This is a genomic window from Rhodanobacteraceae bacterium (genome assembly GCA_016713135.1).
In the GTDB taxonomy this organism is placed as follows: Bacteria; Pseudomonadota; Gammaproteobacteria; order Xanthomonadales; family SZUA-5; genus JADKFD01.
Map to the genome: position 1 here is coordinate 1 of JADJPR010000009.1, position 15,614 is coordinate 15,614.

17 protein-coding genes and 7 pseudogenes are annotated in these 15,614 nt (G+C 70.4%); 12 read left to right on the forward strand and 12 right to left on the reverse strand.

The genetic code is table 11. The features are described 5' to 3' along the window. Positions 1 to 379 precede the first annotated feature (379 nt). The 6 genes from IPK27_09940 (at position 380) to IPK27_09965 (ending at position 3,902) form a co-directional block, all read left to right on the forward strand. The gene (locus IPK27_09940) at positions 380 to 559 is read left to right on the forward strand and encodes a hypothetical protein (GenBank protein MBK8067929.1); all 180 of its coding nucleotides are present in this window, start codon (positions 380 to 382) and stop codon (positions 557 to 559) included. A gap of 320 nt (positions 560 to 879) precedes the next feature. Further along, the gene (locus IPK27_09945) at positions 880 to 1,137 is read left to right on the forward strand and encodes a hypothetical protein (protein MBK8067930.1); all 258 of its coding nucleotides are present in this window, start codon (positions 880 to 882) and stop codon (positions 1,135 to 1,137) included. Then, a complete protein-coding gene (locus tag IPK27_09950; protein MBK8067931.1) occupies positions 1,097 to 1,492 on the forward strand; it encodes a hypothetical protein in 396 nt (131 codons plus the stop codon). The genes IPK27_09945 and IPK27_09950 overlap by 41 nt, the downstream gene beginning before the upstream one ends. A gap of 56 nt (positions 1,493 to 1,548) precedes the next feature. Then, the gene (locus tag IPK27_09955; protein MBK8067932.1) at positions 1,549 to 1,830 is read left to right on the forward strand and encodes a hypothetical protein; all 282 of its coding nucleotides are present in this window, start codon (positions 1,549 to 1,551) and stop codon (positions 1,828 to 1,830) included. Between the two features lie 687 nt (positions 1,831 to 2,517). Further along, complete coding sequence (locus tag IPK27_09960; GenBank protein ID MBK8067933.1) at positions 2,518 to 2,982, forward strand: hypothetical protein; 465 nt, start codon at positions 2,518 to 2,520, stop codon at positions 2,980 to 2,982. Between the two features lie 65 nt (positions 2,983 to 3,047). Continuing rightward, positions 3,048 to 3,902, forward strand: coding sequence for a hypothetical protein (locus tag IPK27_09965; GenBank protein ID MBK8067934.1), 855 nt, complete (start codon positions 3,048 to 3,050; stop codon positions 3,900 to 3,902). 259 nt (positions 3,903 to 4,161) lie between these two features. On the opposite strand, the gene IPK27_09970 is transcribed toward IPK27_09965, so the two are convergent. The 5 genes and pseudogenes from IPK27_09970 to IPK27_09990 form a co-directional block, all read right to left on the reverse strand. Further along, entirely contained in the window at positions 4,162 to 4,395 is a 234-nt protein-coding gene (locus IPK27_09970) for a hypothetical protein (GenBank protein MBK8067935.1), read from the reverse strand. Positions 4,396 to 4,597: 202 nt separating this feature from the next. Continuing rightward, positions 4,598 to 4,738 (reverse strand): annotated as a pseudogene (locus IPK27_09975) (sigma 54-interacting transcriptional regulator). A 57-nt stretch (positions 4,739 to 4,795) separates the two neighbouring features. Next, positions 4,796 to 5,362 carry a sigma 54-interacting transcriptional regulator gene (locus IPK27_09980; GenBank protein MBK8067936.1) on the reverse strand — a complete coding sequence of 189 codons (567 nt, stop codon included), beginning with the start codon at positions 5,360 to 5,362 and terminating at the stop codon, positions 4,796 to 4,798. Between the two features lie 199 nt (positions 5,363 to 5,561). Next, positions 5,562 to 5,828: pseudogene (locus IPK27_09985) on the reverse strand (FHA domain-containing protein). 3 nt (positions 5,829 to 5,831) lie between these two features. After that, positions 5,832 to 7,066 (reverse strand): annotated as a pseudogene (locus IPK27_09990) (sodium:proton antiporter). A gap of 950 nt (positions 7,067 to 8,016) precedes the next feature. On the opposite strand from IPK27_09990, the pseudogene IPK27_09995 reads away from it, so the two are divergent. Next, a pseudogene (locus tag IPK27_09995) lies at positions 8,017 to 8,343 on the forward strand (tetratricopeptide repeat protein). Here the strand turns inward: IPK27_09995 and IPK27_10000 are convergent. Beyond that, positions 8,266 to 8,559: a hypothetical protein gene (locus IPK27_10000; protein MBK8067937.1), complete on the reverse strand. Its 294-nt coding sequence runs from the start codon at positions 8,557 to 8,559 to the stop codon at positions 8,266 to 8,268. The pseudogene IPK27_09995 and the gene IPK27_10000 overlap by 78 nt on opposite strands. A 142-nt stretch (positions 8,560 to 8,701) precedes the next feature. Between IPK27_10000 and IPK27_10005 the strand changes: the two genes are divergently transcribed. Both IPK27_10005 and IPK27_10010 read left to right on the forward strand, forming a co-directional pair. Further along, on the forward strand, positions 8,702 to 9,607 hold the full coding sequence (locus IPK27_10005; protein MBK8067938.1) for a hypothetical protein: 906 nt from the start codon (positions 8,702 to 8,704) through the stop codon (positions 9,605 to 9,607). A gap of 30 nt (positions 9,608 to 9,637) precedes the next feature. Then, on the forward strand, positions 9,638 to 10,588 hold the full coding sequence (locus IPK27_10010) for a diguanylate cyclase (protein MBK8067939.1): 951 nt from the start codon (positions 9,638 to 9,640) through the stop codon (positions 10,586 to 10,588). Positions 10,589 to 11,003: 415 nt separating this feature from the next. Here the strand turns inward: IPK27_10010 and IPK27_10015 are convergent, their stop codons facing one another. The 6 genes and pseudogenes from IPK27_10015 to IPK27_10040 all read right to left on the reverse strand — a co-directional run bounded on the left by IPK27_10015 (position 11,004) and on the right by IPK27_10040 (position 14,291). Beyond that, entirely contained in the window at positions 11,004 to 11,831 is an 828-nt protein-coding gene (locus tag IPK27_10015) for a delta-60 repeat domain-containing protein (protein MBK8067940.1), read from the reverse strand. A 30-nt stretch (positions 11,832 to 11,861) separates the two neighbouring features. Beyond that, positions 11,862 to 12,122: pseudogene (locus tag IPK27_10020) on the reverse strand (delta-60 repeat domain-containing protein). A 36-nt stretch (positions 12,123 to 12,158) separates the two neighbouring features. Next, positions 12,159 to 12,401: pseudogene (locus tag IPK27_10025) on the reverse strand (delta-60 repeat domain-containing protein). Between the two features lie 57 nt (positions 12,402 to 12,458). After that, a pseudogene (locus IPK27_10030) lies at positions 12,459 to 12,605 on the reverse strand (delta-60 repeat domain-containing protein). Next, positions 12,602 to 13,597, reverse strand: coding sequence for a delta-60 repeat domain-containing protein (locus tag IPK27_10035; GenBank protein MBK8067941.1), 996 nt, complete (start codon positions 13,595 to 13,597; stop codon positions 12,602 to 12,604). The pseudogene IPK27_10030 and the gene IPK27_10035 overlap by 4 nt, the downstream one beginning before the upstream one ends. A gap of 295 nt (positions 13,598 to 13,892) precedes the next feature. Continuing rightward, on the reverse strand, positions 13,893 to 14,291 hold the full coding sequence (locus tag IPK27_10040; protein ID MBK8067942.1) for a hypothetical protein: 399 nt from the start codon (positions 14,289 to 14,291) through the stop codon (positions 13,893 to 13,895). Between the two features lie 200 nt (positions 14,292 to 14,491). Between IPK27_10040 and IPK27_10045 the strand changes: the two genes are divergently transcribed. The 3 genes from IPK27_10045 to IPK27_10055 all read left to right on the forward strand — a co-directional run. Continuing rightward, positions 14,492 to 14,680, forward strand: a complete 189-nt coding sequence (locus tag IPK27_10045; protein ID MBK8067943.1) for an OmpA family protein — start codon at positions 14,492 to 14,494, stop codon at positions 14,678 to 14,680. Continuing rightward, entirely contained in the window at positions 14,653 to 15,330 is a 678-nt protein-coding gene (locus tag IPK27_10050; protein ID MBK8067944.1) for a serine/threonine protein kinase, read from the forward strand. Before IPK27_10045 ends, IPK27_10050 begins: the two co-directional genes overlap by 28 nt. Next, the coding region (locus IPK27_10055; protein MBK8067945.1) for a hypothetical protein at positions 15,276 to 15,614 on the forward strand (339 nt) is incomplete at its 3' end. The genes IPK27_10050 and IPK27_10055, both read left to right, overlap by 55 nt.

Genomic DNA, 15,614 nt, shown 5'->3' on the forward strand with positions numbered 1-15,614 from the left:
GATCGCGTCGTGCAATCGACCAGCAACACGGTGATGTCCGGCTGATGGTTGGCGCCCGTCGAATCCAGCGCCGAGGTGCTGCATCCATCGAGCGAACGCAGCGCGGCAACGCCGTGACCGCGCGTCGGCGCAGTTGGCGGACCTGTTCCGATGCGCCGCATTCTGCCGGCCCACCCAGCGCTCTCTTGGGGCCGACAACCCGCTTCGACGCGCAGCCGCGATCGGCGGGCGCCCGCACACCCACCTGGGACGGCGAACACCTGAGCAGTATCGATGCCAGCAGCACCACCGTTTCACGCACGTCACCTGACCGTGACCGGCGGCGCCAGCCGAACTGCGCGTGGAAGATGCCGACGGGCGCGTCGCCACGACCCGGCACGTGTTCAGCTACGCACCGGGCCGCTGCGCGATGACCATCCTCGGTCCGGACCGCCTGCTGCAGGGGCTGCCGAATGCCTTTGGCGTGCGCGTGACGGCGAGGAGTACTCCGGCGACGACTATCCGGAGCTTTCCGACGAGCCTCGGTTTTGGCCGCCAGCGCGTGCTTACCGCACGCTGATCGGTACCGCGAGCGCGCCCGACCAGTTCTTCGCTCTTGAGCGTCAGCCACCCGGTCCTACGGAGCCGCCGAACGGCGCGTCGCGCGCATCTGTCCAGACGGCCGCGCCCGGCGATCCAGGCCAAACCCCCGCCAGCCTGGCGCTGAATGCGAGATACGTGGACCTGGTGCTGACCGCGCTGGCGGCGTGCCGCCCTTTCGACGGACCCCTGGTGTGCCGGGGCGACGAGGATGGGAACCCGAAGGCTCGCCGGGCAGACTGGCAGATGCGATTTCGACCCGCTCCAGGTTGTCACCAGAAGCGCGCGCAACCGTCTTCGATGGCGAACGACGGCTTCACCGCACTGCTGATCCCGATCGTCGCCAGCCAGGCGCTCGCCGCGACCCTCGATTCGCCGTCTGCGCCGTCCACCTGCATCGATCATGCGATCAGCATCGCGATTGCCAGGCACCGCGCCCTTCGACGTGCGCTCGACTTCGGCGACGGCAGCAGTCCCTACAGCACGCGCACCAGCAACCGCAGCCTGCAACTCGTGCGTGCCTGGGCACCGGCGAGAGCGGAAGCCCGCGCACGCTGAGCCTGCGGGTGCGGACAGCGCCGGTGGCAGCACCGAGCTGACGCGCCAGCCGGTGCCGGTCAACGCCGCGGTCGATGTCGAGGTCAGGCTGCGCAACGCCGCCGCCCAGAACATCCACATCCACGACCGCAGCACGCCGCCCGGCGGCTGGTTCGATCCCGCGACACGGCTGACCCCGGGCGCCACGCGCATCGAACGGTGCGCTCCCCGCAGAGGCCTGCGAGGGCCAGGTCGAACGGGGCGCGGGCGCAATTCCACGCAACTGATCGAGCGCAGTTGCACCTACCGCAAGCGCGAACCTGCCGCCTGCCTGACCTTCACCGAATCCGGTGGCGCCATGCTCTCCTGCGACTGAGCCTGACCGGGCGGTAGATCCGGGGCCGACAACAACCCCCACCCAGGTGCCGATCGTTGGTACCGACACCCGACCACGACCAGCGTGCCGGGCGCGTCGGCGGCACGGCCGATCGCGGCGCGCACGAGTTCGCAGGGACGGCAGCTTCGCCCGCGATCCTGCCGGGCAATGTCGGCGGCAACCCGACGCAGCTGTTGCGGGCACCGATTCCCTTTGCTGTCCAGCGATTTGCTGGCGCCTTCCTGGGCAAACATGCCAGGGCCCGGGAGCAGGCCGCCGTCTCGCCGATCGCCAGCGCGAGGACGAATGCCCACTTCGCTGCTACCGGGCTCACCTGACTGAAGCCCGGAGCCAACCCCGATGAGGAAACCACTGACCGGAGCCGCGATGCGAAGAGCGTTCGGACAAGGTCCGAACCCACAGATGCCGCGAGCTTGCTGTGCGTGGGTTTGGACCCTTGTCCAAACGCGGTTGTCTTGGGGCGCTCCCGCGATGAGGATTGGTACGAATCAGGACCGCACTCGGTTCAAGGGCGCAGCGGCGATGCCCTTCCCGACCCCCGTCAGGAAAGCGCCAGGCGCCCGCGTCGCGGGTTTAGGCCCGTTGGATGGCGGACGCGAGGACCCGGCCTGGCGTCGCGCGGCTCCGGAGCACGCGGTGTCTCTGGTGGCGTGACGGCCGACCGCGCCGGCGGCCGCGTGCTGACCGCCGCAGTGCCGCGCCGGCGCTGCAAACGATTGCAGTCACTCGACAGGGCCGCCTCGGCTCGGGACACTGCCTGCTTTCCGATCGCTTGGGGCTTTGTATGTCGATATCGTGGATGCGATCGGTCTGTACCGGGCCGCTGCTTGTGGCTGCCTGATTCGAACGCGGGTGACAGGGCTGCCGCCTTGATCCTTTCGGCGCAATGCCACGACTTCCTGATGACTGATCGCTGACGATGGCGATTCGGGCAATGACCAATCGGTGGGACGCATGCCCGATGCCGACACCCTCCGGAGTTTCGCCGGCGGCGATATCCAGGGGTGATCGACAAGATCGAATCGGATTATTTCAACGCCCTGGTGTGGATGCTGATCTGGACTACGCCGCTGATCGAAAACGTCCATGGCCACGTCGGCGAGAACGAATGGGGCAAGACCTACGCCTATCACGGCTACCGGCCCAGGACTGGACCGGTCGATCCCAATCTGGGCGACGAGGCGCTGATGGCCAAGATGATCGCCGCAGCCCACGGCAGGCCTGCGGGTGCTGAAGGATGTGATTCTCAACCACGCCGGCGCGCCGACGAAGATCGACCCGAAGTGGCCCGCCGACTGGTGCGTCCGGGTCCGGCGTGCACCTACACCAGCTTGCCACGACGGCCACCTGCGAGCTGGAGTTTCACCCTGCAGGACATCCGCACCGAATCCGAAGAGCCGGTCGAACTGCCCGACTTCCCTGGTCGAAAAGTGGCGCTCCGAAGGCCGGCTGGAACAGGAACCGGCTGAGCTGGATACCTTCTTCGAGCGCACGAAATCTGCCGCGGGCGCCAAAGTACTATCTGGTCAAGTGGTTGACCGACTGGGTGCGCGATCATGGCATCGACGGCTTTCGCATCGATACCGCCAAGCACGTCGACCCCGAAATCTGGGCGGTGCTCAAACGCGAGGCCGAGTTTGCCCTGGCGCAGTGGCGTGCTCGCAATCCCGATCGTATCAGGCCCGATCGCCCCTTCTACATGTTCGGGGAGGTCTTCAACTACGGCGTCGCCGGATTCCAGAACGCCGCCGAGGAGGGCCTGGCCTACGACTACGGCGACCGTCAGGTCGACTTCTACGAGCTGGGCTTCGACGCTCTGATCAACATGGGCTTTGCCACCCACGCGGCGCAGCCTGCCGGGGCGCTGTTCGCGCAGTACCACCAGGAGTTGCAGGGCCGATTCGCCGGCAAGGGCGTGGTCAATTACATCAGCTCGCACGACGACATGGGTCCGCTGGACCCTGCGCGCAAGGATGCCTTCAATGCCGCGATCAAGTTGATGCTGGCGCCTGGGCGGCGCAGATCTACCACGGCGACGAACTTTCACGCAGTCTGGTGGTCCCCGGCACCAAGGGCGATGCGACCCTGCGCTCGTCGATGGACTGGTTGGCGGTCGAGGAGCAAGCCGAGATACTCGCCCATTGGCGCAAGCTCGGACAGTTCCGCCAGCGTTTTCCGGCCGTGGGCGCCGGCGTGCATCAGGAACTGCAAGCCAGGCCGCTGGTCTTCTCGCGCACGCTCCACGGCGCCGCGCCGGCGCTGGTGGCCCTGGACCTCAGGCGCAAGAACAATGTGGTACCGGTCGCGGGCGTCTTCGAGGACGGCCAGGTCCTGCGCGATCATTACAACGACGAGGTCGATACCGTGCGCGATCAACGGGTCGAGGTGAGCGGCCGACGGCCGGTGTTGCTGCTGGCGGCGCAGGCGAACACACCGTAGCGCAGCCCCGAGCTGCGTAGCGCGGCCCGGTGCCCAAGCCGTGTGTGCCCGGTTGACGCCAAATCGAGCCTGCGCGCCAGCGGTCGCAGCCATGCCAGCGTCAGCCTGCAACTGCCCTCGTGCCCTCGTGGCCAGCGCGATGCGAAAAAGCGCACCGGCAGGGGCGACCCGTCCTTGGCCGCGTGAGAAGCCGGAAATCTCGCAGCCTCTCAGCCCTGCTGGCGCTCCCCCGCCCTCAGCGCCCCAGGTCGCGAGCCTTCGATACAGCGTCGCCCGCGGATCCCGAGGCGCGCGGCGGCAGCGTCGACATCGTCGCCGGATCGGGCCATCGCCGCTTCGATCAGGCGTCGTTCCTCGCGGGCGAGCTGGCTGGCCAGGTCTTCCCCGGCCGTGGCGGCGCCGCGGGATCTCCGGGCGCAGTTCCTCGGCGGTGAGTGCCGCATCGTGGTCGAGAAAGGCGACCGCGCGCTGCATCTCGCGTTCCAGCTCGCGGATGTTGCCGGGCCAGCGCCACGCGAGCAGCGCGTCGAGCGCGCGTTGGCTGATGCCGCGCACGCGCAGGCCGCGCGCCGCGGCGGCGCGGGCGAGGAAGTGCAGCGCAAGGTTGCCGATGTCGGCGACCCGTTCGCGCAAGGGCGGCAGTTCGACTTCCCAGTCGGCGATGCGGTGCCAGAGGTCGTCGCGGAAAGCGCCGCTGGCGCGCATCGCGGCGAGATCGCGGTGAGTCGCGGAGACCACGCGCACGCGCGCCGGCCGCGCTACGGGCGCCAAGGCGCCAGACTTCACGCTCCTGCAGCACGCGCAAGATGCGCGCCTGGGTGGCTCGGCGCCATGTCGCCGATCTCATCGAGGAACAGGGGTGCCGCCGTCGGCGCGCTCGAACAGGCCGGCGCGTGCGTCGACGCCGGTGGCGACGCCCTTCTCGACGCCGAACAACTCGGCCTCCAGCAGGTCCTCCGGGAAGGCCGCGCAATTGACGGCGACGAAGGGCGTCTCCGGCTGGCCGCTGTGCGCGTGCAGGAAGCGCGCGAGCAGTTCCTTGCCGGTGCCGGATTCGCCGCGCACCAGCACGTGGATGCCACTGCGGGCGACCCGTGCGGCCTGCCGGTGCAGCTTGCGCACGCGCGGATCCAGCGGTTGCGGCGTGGGCCATTCGATCTCCGCCTCGGCGGGCGGCGCGCGTCGCGCCGGGCGCGCCAGCGCGAGCAGCGCATGCGCGAGCTCGGCGAGGTGGGAAAACCCGGCCGGATCCTGGCCCGGCGCCAGCTCGGCCTGTACGCGCAGGTCCTCGTGTTCGAGTTCGATGGGTGTGCCGGTGTCGGTGCGCGCGAGGAACAGGCAGGCATCGGCTGAATCGGCGATCGCCAGCGCGCAGCGGCAGCAAGCGCATCCACGCTTCGCCGAGCGCACGCGCCAACTCGACGCGACCGGCGCCGGCGGCGGCGAGCCGCAGCAGCGGCGCCAGCGACTTGCGCGTGAAGCGATCGCTGGCGCCCGCCGCCAGGGTCACGGCCGGCAGCGGCGAAGTCGCGGGCGCGTCCGCCTGCGGCAGCGCCAGCGCCACCTCGGCGTCGCCCTCGGCGAGCGCCCGCAGGCGCAGCGGGACGTGGCCGAGGCGCAACTCGCACCCTTCCGGCAGCCGCACCCAGTCGCCCGGCGCGATGCGCACGCCGTCGATCTCGACACCATTGCGCGCGCCGAGATCGCGGATCGCCGGCACGGGTTCCAGGCGCAAGGTCGCGTGGCGGCGCGAGACTGTCGCCAGGGCGATGCAGGGCTCGCAATCGGCGTCACTGCCCAGCGTGTACTCGCGCGTGCCATCCAGCAGACAGCGGGTGCGCGCCGAGTCGTTGCCGATCAGCAGTTCAAAGCGCATCGATCAGTGCGTCGCGGACTTCGGCAACAGCCGGCCGATCGTGCTGCCCTGCACCAGCAGCGAGAACAGCACGATCGCGTAGGTTGCCATCAGCAGTTGTTCGCGGATCGGCCCCGGCGGCAGCGATAGCGCGAGCGCCACCGAGATGCCGCCGCGCAATCCGCCCCAGGTCAGGATGCGCACGGTGCGTTCGGGAAGGCGTGGCGCATGCGGAAGGCGGCGATCGGCAGCCCAACGCTGACCCAACGCGCGAGCAGCGCCACCGGGATCAGGACCAGGCCGGCGACCAGGTACTGTCCATGGAAGGTCAGCACCAGCACTTCGACGCCGATCAGCAGGAACAGCACCGCGTTGAGGATCTCGTCGATCAGTTCCCAGAAGTCGTCGAGGCGCTCGCGCGTCTGCTGCGACATTGCCAGCGCGCGTCCGTGATTGCCGATGTAGAGGCCGGCGACGACGATCGCGATCGGTGCCGAGGCGTGCAGGCGGAAGGCCAGCGCATAGCCACCCATGACGATCGCCAGCGTCAGCAGCACCTCCACATCGTACTTGTCGACCCGCTTCAGCAGGTGGAAACCGATCCAGCCGAGCACCAGCCCGAAGACGGCGCCGCCGACCGCTTCGAACAGGAACAGCTTGCCGATGCCCTCGATGCTGGCCGGCGCGCTGCCGTTGGCGATGCCGAGCAGCACGATGAACACGACGACGCCGATGCCGTCGTTGAACAGCGATTCGCCGGCGATCTTGATCTCCAGCGCCTTCGGCGCACCCAGGCGCTTGAGGGTTGCCATCACCGCGATCGGATCGGTGGGCGCGATCAGCGCGCCGAACAGCAGGCACCACACCAGCGGCAGCGGGATGCCCATCACGGTGAACACACACCAGGCGCCAAGCCCGAGCACCGCGGTGGAGATCAGCACGCCGACGCTGGCCAGCGTGGCCACCACCCAGCGCTGTTCGCGCAGCCGCTCGAGGTCGACGTGCAGCGCACCGGCGAACAGCAGGAAACTCAGCATGCCGTGCAGCAGGGCCTCGTCGAAATCGATCTGGTGCAGCATGGTTTCGACATCGCTGGCGAAATCGAGCCCGGCGCGCCGCATCAGCGCGAGCGCGAGCGACAGCACCAGGCCAAGCAGCATCACGCCGAGCGTGGTCGGCAACTTCAGCCAGCGGTGATTGATCCATGCGAACAGCGCGGCGGCGCTGATGACGATCGCGGCGAGGTCGAAGAGATGCATGGCGGCGCCCCGGATTGGCCTGGCCCGATCATAAGGTCAGAACGACGTCGATCGCCCCCGGCATTCGTCCGACCGCGCGCCCGCGCCTTGCCGGACGGCGAGGACGACCCTGGCCCGGCCTGCAAACAACCGCGCGCCAAGCAACGGCCAGCCGTTGTCGTCAGGTGCGATCATGTGAGCTGCCATGCCCGGTTCGCCGCCTACCCCGATGCGCCAGCTCCGTCCATGAGTCACACCTGGACCTGCCGCCTGCAAGCCGCGTGCTGCTGGTCGTGGCCGCCCTCGCATCGTCCCCCGGGCTGCGCGCCTGCCCGGGCGCGATCGAGCGGGCGCAGAGGCTGGAGCAGGCGCGCGCGGACTCGGAGCTCGATCCCGCGCTGGCGAAGGCCCGCCTGCAGGCCTGGGTGGATCTGCTCGCCGATTGCGCGGATATCCACGCGGAATCCGCGACGCTGCTCGAATGGAGCGACCGTTTCCTGAAGGCGTCCGACTGGCAGCGCGCGGAAGCGGCCGAAAGCGCGCGACTGCGGCTGGTGACGGTCGCGCGCCTGGATGGGTCGATCGCCGATTCCCACCTGCTTCTCGGCATCATCATCGGCGAGAACGACCGGGCGCGGGCGCTCGACCACCTCGAAGCAGCCGCGCCGGAACTGGAACGCCTGGGACGCACGGTCGATGCCGCGGACACCTGGTCGCGGATTTCCCGCCTGCGCCGCCGCGAAGCGCAATACGTCGCCGCACTGAAGGCGGAGGTCCGCAGCCTCGAACTGCGCCGCAGCCTGACTCCGCCACCCAGTCTCTGGCGTCCGTACCGGGACATCGCCAAGCTCTACGAGATGCTGGAGCAGACGGACCAGGCCCGGCGCAGCTATGGCGACGCACTGGCCGAGGTGGAGCGCAGCGGCACACCGGCGGGCCTGATGGCGGTGCTGGTCAGCTACTCGGGTTTCATGAACGACGCGGGCGCGGATCCCGAGGCAGCCAAGCGCTACGCCGAGCGGGTGCTGGGTGTGGTCTCGGGTCCGGACGCCCGCGAGCAACTTGCGGCGGCCCTGCAGCGGGTCGCGGCCTTGCTCCAGCTGGGTCGGGCGCTGGCGGCTCTGGGCGAGCTGGACGCCGCCGAAGCGCGCTTGAACGAGGCGCTGGCAGGAGCTGAAAGCCTGAACCGCGAGCCGATGCAGGCGCATGTCTACACCCGGCTAGGTGAGCTCGCGTTGGCCCAGGGCAAACCGGAACTCGCGCTCGAACGCCTGCAGGCGGCGCGCAGGATTTACGACAAGCAGCGCAACCGGCAGCGCCTGATGGTCACCCAGGAAGCGCTGCAGCGGGTGTACACGGCGCTCGGCGAGCCGCTGCTGGCCGCGCAGGCGGGCCTCGAGCACTACCGCCTGCGTGACGAGTTGCTCGGCCGCCCGGCGATCGCGCGCGTCGGCGAGTTGCTCGCGAGCTTCCAGCTCAGCGAGGAGCGCCAGCGGGCGGAATACCTCGCGCACGCCAGGACCGTCGCGGAACTGGAGTTGGTCAACCAGCAGAATCGCTTCGAGCTGTTCCTGACCGTGGGTCTCGCCATTCTCGGGTCTTGCTGTTGCTGGCCTGGCGGCATCTCGCGGTCGAGCGACTGTACCGGTGCTGCGCGTGAAGAATGCGCTCGTGCAGTCGCAGAGCGAGCAGCTCGCCAGCGCCAACGCGCGGCTGACCGGTTTGGCGCACGACCTCGAACAGGCCAGCCGCACGAAGAGCCAGTTCCTGGCCAACATGAGCCACGAGATTCGCACGCCGATGAACGCCGTGCTGGGCATGGCGACTCTGCTCGCGAAGACGCCCCTGCAGGCGCGCCAGCAGGGCCTGCTCGGACGCCTGACCGCCTCGGCACGGATGCTGCTCGGAATCATCAACGACATCCTCGACCTTTCGCGCATCGAGGCCGGCAAGATGCGCATCGAGCAGGCCCCATTCCGGCTCGACGATGCGCTGACGGACGCGGTTGCGGTGGTCGGCGAGCGTGCGCGCGCGAAGGGGATCGAGCTGCTGTTCGCGATCGCGCCGGAGGTCCCGAAGTGGCTGGTCGGCGATTCGATGCGTCTGCGCCAGGTGCCGATCAATCTCACGGGCAATGCGCTCAAGTTCACCGAGCGCGGCCAGGTGCTGGTGGAGATCGACTGCAGCGACACGCCCGGGGAAACCGCGCTGCTGCGCTTCGCGGTGACCGACAGTGGGATCGGGATTGCGCCAGCCGACCTCGAGCGCCTGTTCCAGCCCTTCAGCCAGGTCGACGAATCGGACGCGCGCGTGCATGGCGGCGCCGGAGCGCAACGAGCCGGCAGCCGTCATTCCCGCTGCCGCGCCGGACTTCGAGGAACTCGCGCAGGCGCTGGCGAGCAACAGCGTGAGTGCGCGTGGCAAGTTCCGCGCGCTGCTCGACGCGAGCAGCGGCGAACTGCAATCATCGCTGGCGGCTGTCGGCAAGCACATCGACGCCCTGCAGTTCGCGCAGGCCGCGGCCTTGCTGGCGGAATTGACGGGCAGGCAGACCCCGGCTGACCAGGCCGAGACATCACGAGGCGTGCGATCATGAGCAGTCCGAAACAAGGCGGCGCCCACATCCTGATCGTCGACGACGAGCCGGCGAACATCGAAGTGCTGATCAACGCCTTGCCGGATTACGAGCTGAGTTTCGCCACCGACGGCGCGCGCGCCCTGGAACTGGCGATCGAGCGTCCCTTCGACCTGATCCTGCTGGATGTGGTGATGCCCGGGATCGGTGGCCACGAAGTGCTCCGCTGGCTGAAATCGGAGCCGCGTACCGAGCACGTGCCGGTCATCTTCGTCACGTCGCTGGCCGAGTACGAGGACGAGGCGCGCGGTCTGTCGCTCGGCGCAGTTGACTACATCACCAAGCCGATCCGGCCGGCGATCGTGCGCGCCCGCGTGGCCACGCATCTGGCGCTCAAGCGCTACGTCGACCTGCTGGCCGAGCACCTGCCGACCGATGCCCTGACCGGCATCCCGAATGCGCGCCGCTTTGACCAGGAGCTGGAGCGTGCCTGGGGCAGGGCGCAGCGGTACTCGCTGCCGCTGGCGATCGCGCAGGTGAATCTCGACAACTTCGACCGCTACACGGACTTCTACGGCAGCAGCCCTGCCGACGAATGCCTGACCCGAGTCGCGCGCACGCTCGACGAATCCTTCGGGCGTGGCGGCGACTTTGCCGCGCGTCGCGGCGCCAGCGAGTTCGCCCTGTTGATCGAAGGCATCGACAGCCTGGCCCAGGCCCGGCGCATCCTGCAGGCGGTCAACGCGCTCGAGATCCCGCACGTGCGTTCGTCCAGCAGCGCCTTCGTCAGCGCCAGCATCGGCATGGTGTCGCTGGTGCCGGGCGATGCGCACACGCCGGCGGGCTGCATGGCGCTGGCTGCGGAACTCGCGCGCGCTGCCTTCGATGGCGGCGGCAATCGCGCCGAGTACCAGGACCTCGGTGCGGGCACGCGCAGCACGGTCCTGCCGGAAGAACCCACGAACTGAGCCGGCAAGCGCCGGGCAGCGAACCAGCTGCATGCGCCAGACGGCTGGCGTCGCGTGCGCGCGCCGGCACGACGCGGGGTGAGCGCGGCTGCGGAGCGTCCCCGAGATCTGGTGGCAGTTGGGCTTGGGCGATGCGCCAAACCTCTGCTTTCGCAGCGCTCGCCGACGCTTCGATGCCGCTGGTCCGCGCCATGGCGTTCAATCGCTTGGTGGCGCCGAACAGCAAGCTCGGCTTGGACCCGGTGACAACGTGGATCGCTACTCCTCCCGCCGGGCGGGGAGTTGCACCCTTGCGTCTCGCCGGTTTGCGCCAGCGCACCTACTCGAAACCGTTCGCGAGATCGTCGGCCCGCCGGCGGTGATCGTGATCGGGTTCGGCAGCAGGCCGATATTGCTGGCGCTGCGCTCGCGCAGTTCAGCGAGCGCATCGTCGGCGCTCTGACCTCGGTCGCGGCGTCGCTGGACAGGTGCAGCGCCATGCGGAAGTCAGTGAGCGGCTCACGCGTCGCGCCCGGTTGTCAGGCGCAACTACTCGAAGCCATTCGCGAATACCTGCGGCCCCGCGTTCTCGCCCGGCCGCAGCAGCAGCGCCTCGATCCGGGCCGCTGCCACCGACCGAGCTCGCGACGGTCGCCACGCCGCGCACGCGCAGGCCGAGCAGGGTTCCCGGCGCGGCCGCGCCAATACCGGTGCGGGTCCAGCCACCGGCGATGCGGGTCATCGGCAACTGCTCGACCGCAACGCCGGCGTGCTCCACCTGCAGGACCGGCGCCTGCACCAGTTCCGGCGCGGCGCCGGCGCGCAGCCAGCGCAGCTCTCCGGACTGGAAGTCCAGGCGCGAGAGCGCGGCCTGCGCACCGGCGAGTCGCGCGAAGCCCGGTGCCGGCAGGTCGCCGACCTGACCGAAGGTGCCGGCGATCAGCAGCCGGCCGTCGCCGAGCAGCGCCAGCGCCTGCACCATGCCGTCCACCGCGGTCGCGAAAGCGGGATCGAGGCTGCCGTCCGCCCGCAGGCGCGCGATCCGGCTGCGCGGCTGGCCATCGATCTCGAGGAACTGGCCGCCGATCAGGATCCCGCCATCCGCCTGCACCGCGATCGCCTGCACCGTCCCGCCGACGGCCGGCGCGAAGCCGGGATCGACACTGCCGTCCGCCCGCAGGCGGGCGAAACCGGGGCGCGCCAGGCCATCGATGGTCTGGAAGTGCCCGCCGACGAGGATGCGCCCGTCGGCCTGCAGCGCCAGCGCGTGCACCACGCCGTCGGCGGCCGGGTCGAAGGCCGGATCGAGGCTGGCGTCCGCGCGCAGGCGTGCCAGCCGGCTGCGCGGCAGGCCGCCCGCCTGCAGGAAGGCACCGCCGAACACCACGCCGCCATCCGCCTGCGCGGCGAGCGCGATCACGCGCGCGTCGGTGGCGGTGGTGAAAGCGGCGTCGTGGCTGCCGTCGGCGTGCAGGCGCGCAAGGCCCTGCTGCGGCAGGCCTTCGATCGAACTGAAGTTGCCCCCGATCAGCACCGAACCATCATCGAGCGGCAGCACGGCGCGCACCTCGGCGTCGAGCGCGGCGGGCAGGAAGCCCGGATCGACGCTGCCGTCCGCCCGCAACCATGCGAGATTCCGCCGGCTCTGGCCAGCGACCGCGGTGAAGTCGCCGCCGAGCAGCGCGCTGCCGTCGCCGAGCACGGCGAGCGCGCGCACGTAGAAGCCGGTGACGACCGGTGCGTAGCCCGGATCGAGCTGGCCGTCGGCGCGCAGGCGCGCCAGGCGGCTGCGCGGCTGGCCGTCGGCGCTGGCGAACTCGCCGGCCACCAGCAGCGCGCCGTCGGCCTGCTCGACGAAGGCCATCGGCGCGATGTCGAAACCGAACAGCGTAGACACATCGGGCCGGCCATCGCGGTGCAGCCGCGCCAGCGCCGGAACGGTCGCCCCGCCCACATGATCGAAGGCGCCGCCGACCAGCACGCGGCCGTCCTGCTGGCGCGCCAGCGCCCAGCCGTCGTCGTCCAGTTCGCTGCTCATCGCCGGATCAACGCTGCCGTCGGCACGCAGCCGCACCAGGCCACGCCGCGGCTGGCCGTTGACGCTGGCGAAGGCCCCGCCGCGAGCACGCCGAGATCGTCCTGCGGCAGCAGCGCCGCCGCCGGCAGGTCGAGGCTGGCGGCGAAACCCGGCAGCACGCTGCCATCGGCGGCGAGCGCGGCGATGCGCGCGCGCGGCTGGCCGCCGACCGTGGCGAACAATCCACTGGCGTAGATGCGGCCGTCGCCCGCCTGCACCAGCACGTCGACATCGCCATCGGCGCGGGATTGAAGCCGGGATCGAGCGCGCCACCCGGCAGCAGGCGCGCCAGGCGCTGGCGCGGGCTGCCGGCGAGCGTGGTGAAGCTGCCGCCGACCAGCACCGCGCCGTCGTGCTGCAGCGCGAGCGTGCGCACGCTCGCGCTGGCGTTCGCCGAGAAACTGCTGTCGAGGCTGCCGTCGGGGTTGAGGCGCGCCAGCCCGCTGGCGCGCCGTGGCGTTGACCTGGGTGAAGCTGCCGCCGATCAGGATGCGGCCGTCGCCGAGCACCAGCAGCGCCGCGACCGCGCCGTTGACCTGCGGCGCGAAGCCCGGATCGAGACTGCCGTCTGCCAGCAGGCGCGCGAGGTGCGCGCGCGGCTGGCCGTTGACGCTGGCGAACAGGCCGGCGATCAGCAGCCGGCCGTCGACCTGCTGCGCGCTCGCCACCACGGCGCCATCGGCGGCCGCAGCGAAGCTGGCGTCCAGGCTGCCGTCGACGTGCACGCGCACCAGGCGGTTGTGCGCTTCGCCGGCGACCATGCCGAAGTTTCCGCCGGCGAGGATGCGGCCGTCGGCCTGTTGCAGGACGGTCAGCACGCTGTCGTCCGGCTGCGGACGGAAGCCCGCGTCCAGCGGCCAGGCTGCGAGCCGGGCGCAGGCCAGCAGCAGCAACAGGGCGAGCACGACCGGATGGCACGGGAACGGTGCGGGAGTTGCGGCAGAAGTGGGCATCGATGCGGCTCGGGTGGCGGCGATGGCGCTGTTCCGCAAGCCGCGTGCCAACCGGACCCACGATCAAAAGGCGCGTACTATCAATACCTTGTATGCCGCGGTTGCGATCGCCGTCGCGATCCTGAGACGGCGCTTTCGCAGTCGCGCGACGCAACCCGGCAGGCATGCGGCGGGCTTGCGCGCTATGGTTGCACCCTCGCGACCACGGAGATCCGTCGATGCGCCGTCTGCCGCCCCTGCTCGCCCTGCTGGTCGCCGTCGCGGCCGGCGCCCAGGACCACCCGCTGGTCAGCGCCTACCCGGCTCCACCCAGAGCAAGCGCGAGGTACTGGAGTACGCCGAGTACCAGCGCATCGTCGGCATGCGCGAGGACGCCAGCCAGACCGAAGCGCTGGCCGGCAGGGTCACGCGGCTCACCTACCGCAACCCGGCCGGGCGCTCGACCCTGGAGATCGCCGCCAACTGCAAACAGGCGCTGGAGCGCGCCGGGATGCGCGTCGATTACGAGTGCGTCGGCCGCGACGCCTGCGCCAGCAGCGGCGTCGGCTGGCGCAAGATCCCGTCGTGGAACGCGATCAACGGCATGAACGTCGGCGCGGTGGCCGATGTCCGCTATTTCACCGGCAGGCTCGAACACGAGGGCCGCCAGGCTTACGTCGCGCTCGCGATCAACCCCAGCGTGCACCACCTGCACGTCGTCGAAGTGCAGGCGATGCAGCAGGGCCTGGTGGTGGCGGACGCCGCGGCGCTTGCCAGCGCGCTCGACCGCGACGGCCGCGTGGTCGTCGACGGCATCTATTTCGACACCGACAGCGCGCGCCTGCAGGCGGCCTCGGACCCGGCGCTGGAGCAGGTCGCGAAACTGCTCGCGGAGCGTCCTGCGCTGACGCTCACGTGGTCGGCCACAGCGACAGCCAGGGCGGCTTCGCGCACAACCAGAAGCTGTCGGCGGAGCGCGCCGCGAGCGTGCTTGCCGCGCTGGTGCAGCGCTTTGGCGTGGCCGCGGCGCGACTGTCGGCGCACGGCGTCGGCCCGCTGGCGCCGGGCCGCCGGGAATGCCAGCGCAGACGGCCGCGCGCGTAATCGGCGGGTCGAGATCGTGCTGCAGTAGCCAGCGACGTGGCGCAGGTCGAACAGCGGCTGATCGCGCGCTACGGCACGCTGTCGCTGCTCGGCAGCGGCGGCATGGGCGCGGTCTATCGGGTGCACGATGCGGCACGCGGCGGCGAGGTGGCGATCAAGACCGTGGCGGTCGCCGATCCGCGCCTGCGCAGCGCCTGCGGCGCGAGGCGGAACTGCTGGCGCGGCTGTCGCACCCGCATGTGTGCCCGATCCTCGAATGGCAGGAGGAGGACGACGGCGCCTGGATCGTGATGCCGGTGCTGGACGGCACCACCTCGATCGTTGCGCGCGATCTCACCGTCGACACCATCGTCGAGCTGCTGCAGCAGGCCGCGCGCGGGGTCGCCGCCGCGCACGTTGCCGGCCTGGTGCATCGCGACCTCAAGCCCGCCAACCTGATGGTGCTCGACGCTGGCGGCAGCCAGCCGCGCGCGGTCGTGATGGACTTCGGCATCGCCCATGCCAGCGACGCCAGCACGCTGACCGGCACCCACGAAGTGCTCGGCACGCCCGCCTACATGGCGCCCGAACAGGGCGCGCGGCGAGAAGCGCGCAGGTGGACGCGCGCGCCGACGTCTGGGGCCTCGGCGCCACGCTCTACGACGCGCTGACCGGGCGCCCGCCGCATGGCCACGGCAGCCTCGCCGAGGTGCTCGCGCGGGTGCTCGACGAGGACGTCGCCTCGCCGCGCGTGCATCGCCCGACGCTGCCGGAGCCGCTCGCGCATCTGCCTGAAGGCGCTGGAGCGCGATCCGGCGCGTCGTTACCCAAGCGCGGACGCATTCGCCGACGACCTGCAACGCTACCTGCGCGGCGCACGCGTGCGCGCGCGCCGACGCCGGGTCCGCTGTACCAGTTGCGGCGCATGCTGACGCGCCATCCGCGTTTCTGGGCG

Coding starts and splice junctions, on each gene's coding strand:
- IPK27_09945 (MBK8067930.1), top strand. CDS start 880: ATGGCGAACGACGGCTTCACCGCACTGCTGATCCCGATCGTCGCCAGC.
- IPK27_09970 (MBK8067935.1), bottom strand. CDS start 4,395: ATGCGGCACTCACCGCCGAGGAACTGCGCCCGGAGATCCCGCGGCGCC.
- IPK27_10010 (MBK8067939.1), top strand. CDS start 9,638: ATGAGCAGTCCGAAACAAGGCGGCGCCCACATCCTGATCGTCGACGAC.
- IPK27_10035 (MBK8067941.1), bottom strand. CDS start 13,597: ATGCCCACTTCTGCCGCAACTCCCGCACCGTTCCCGTGCCATCCGGTC.
- IPK27_10050 (MBK8067944.1), top strand. CDS start 14,653: ATGCCAGCGCAGACGGCCGCGCGCGTAATCGGCGGGTCGAGATCGTGC.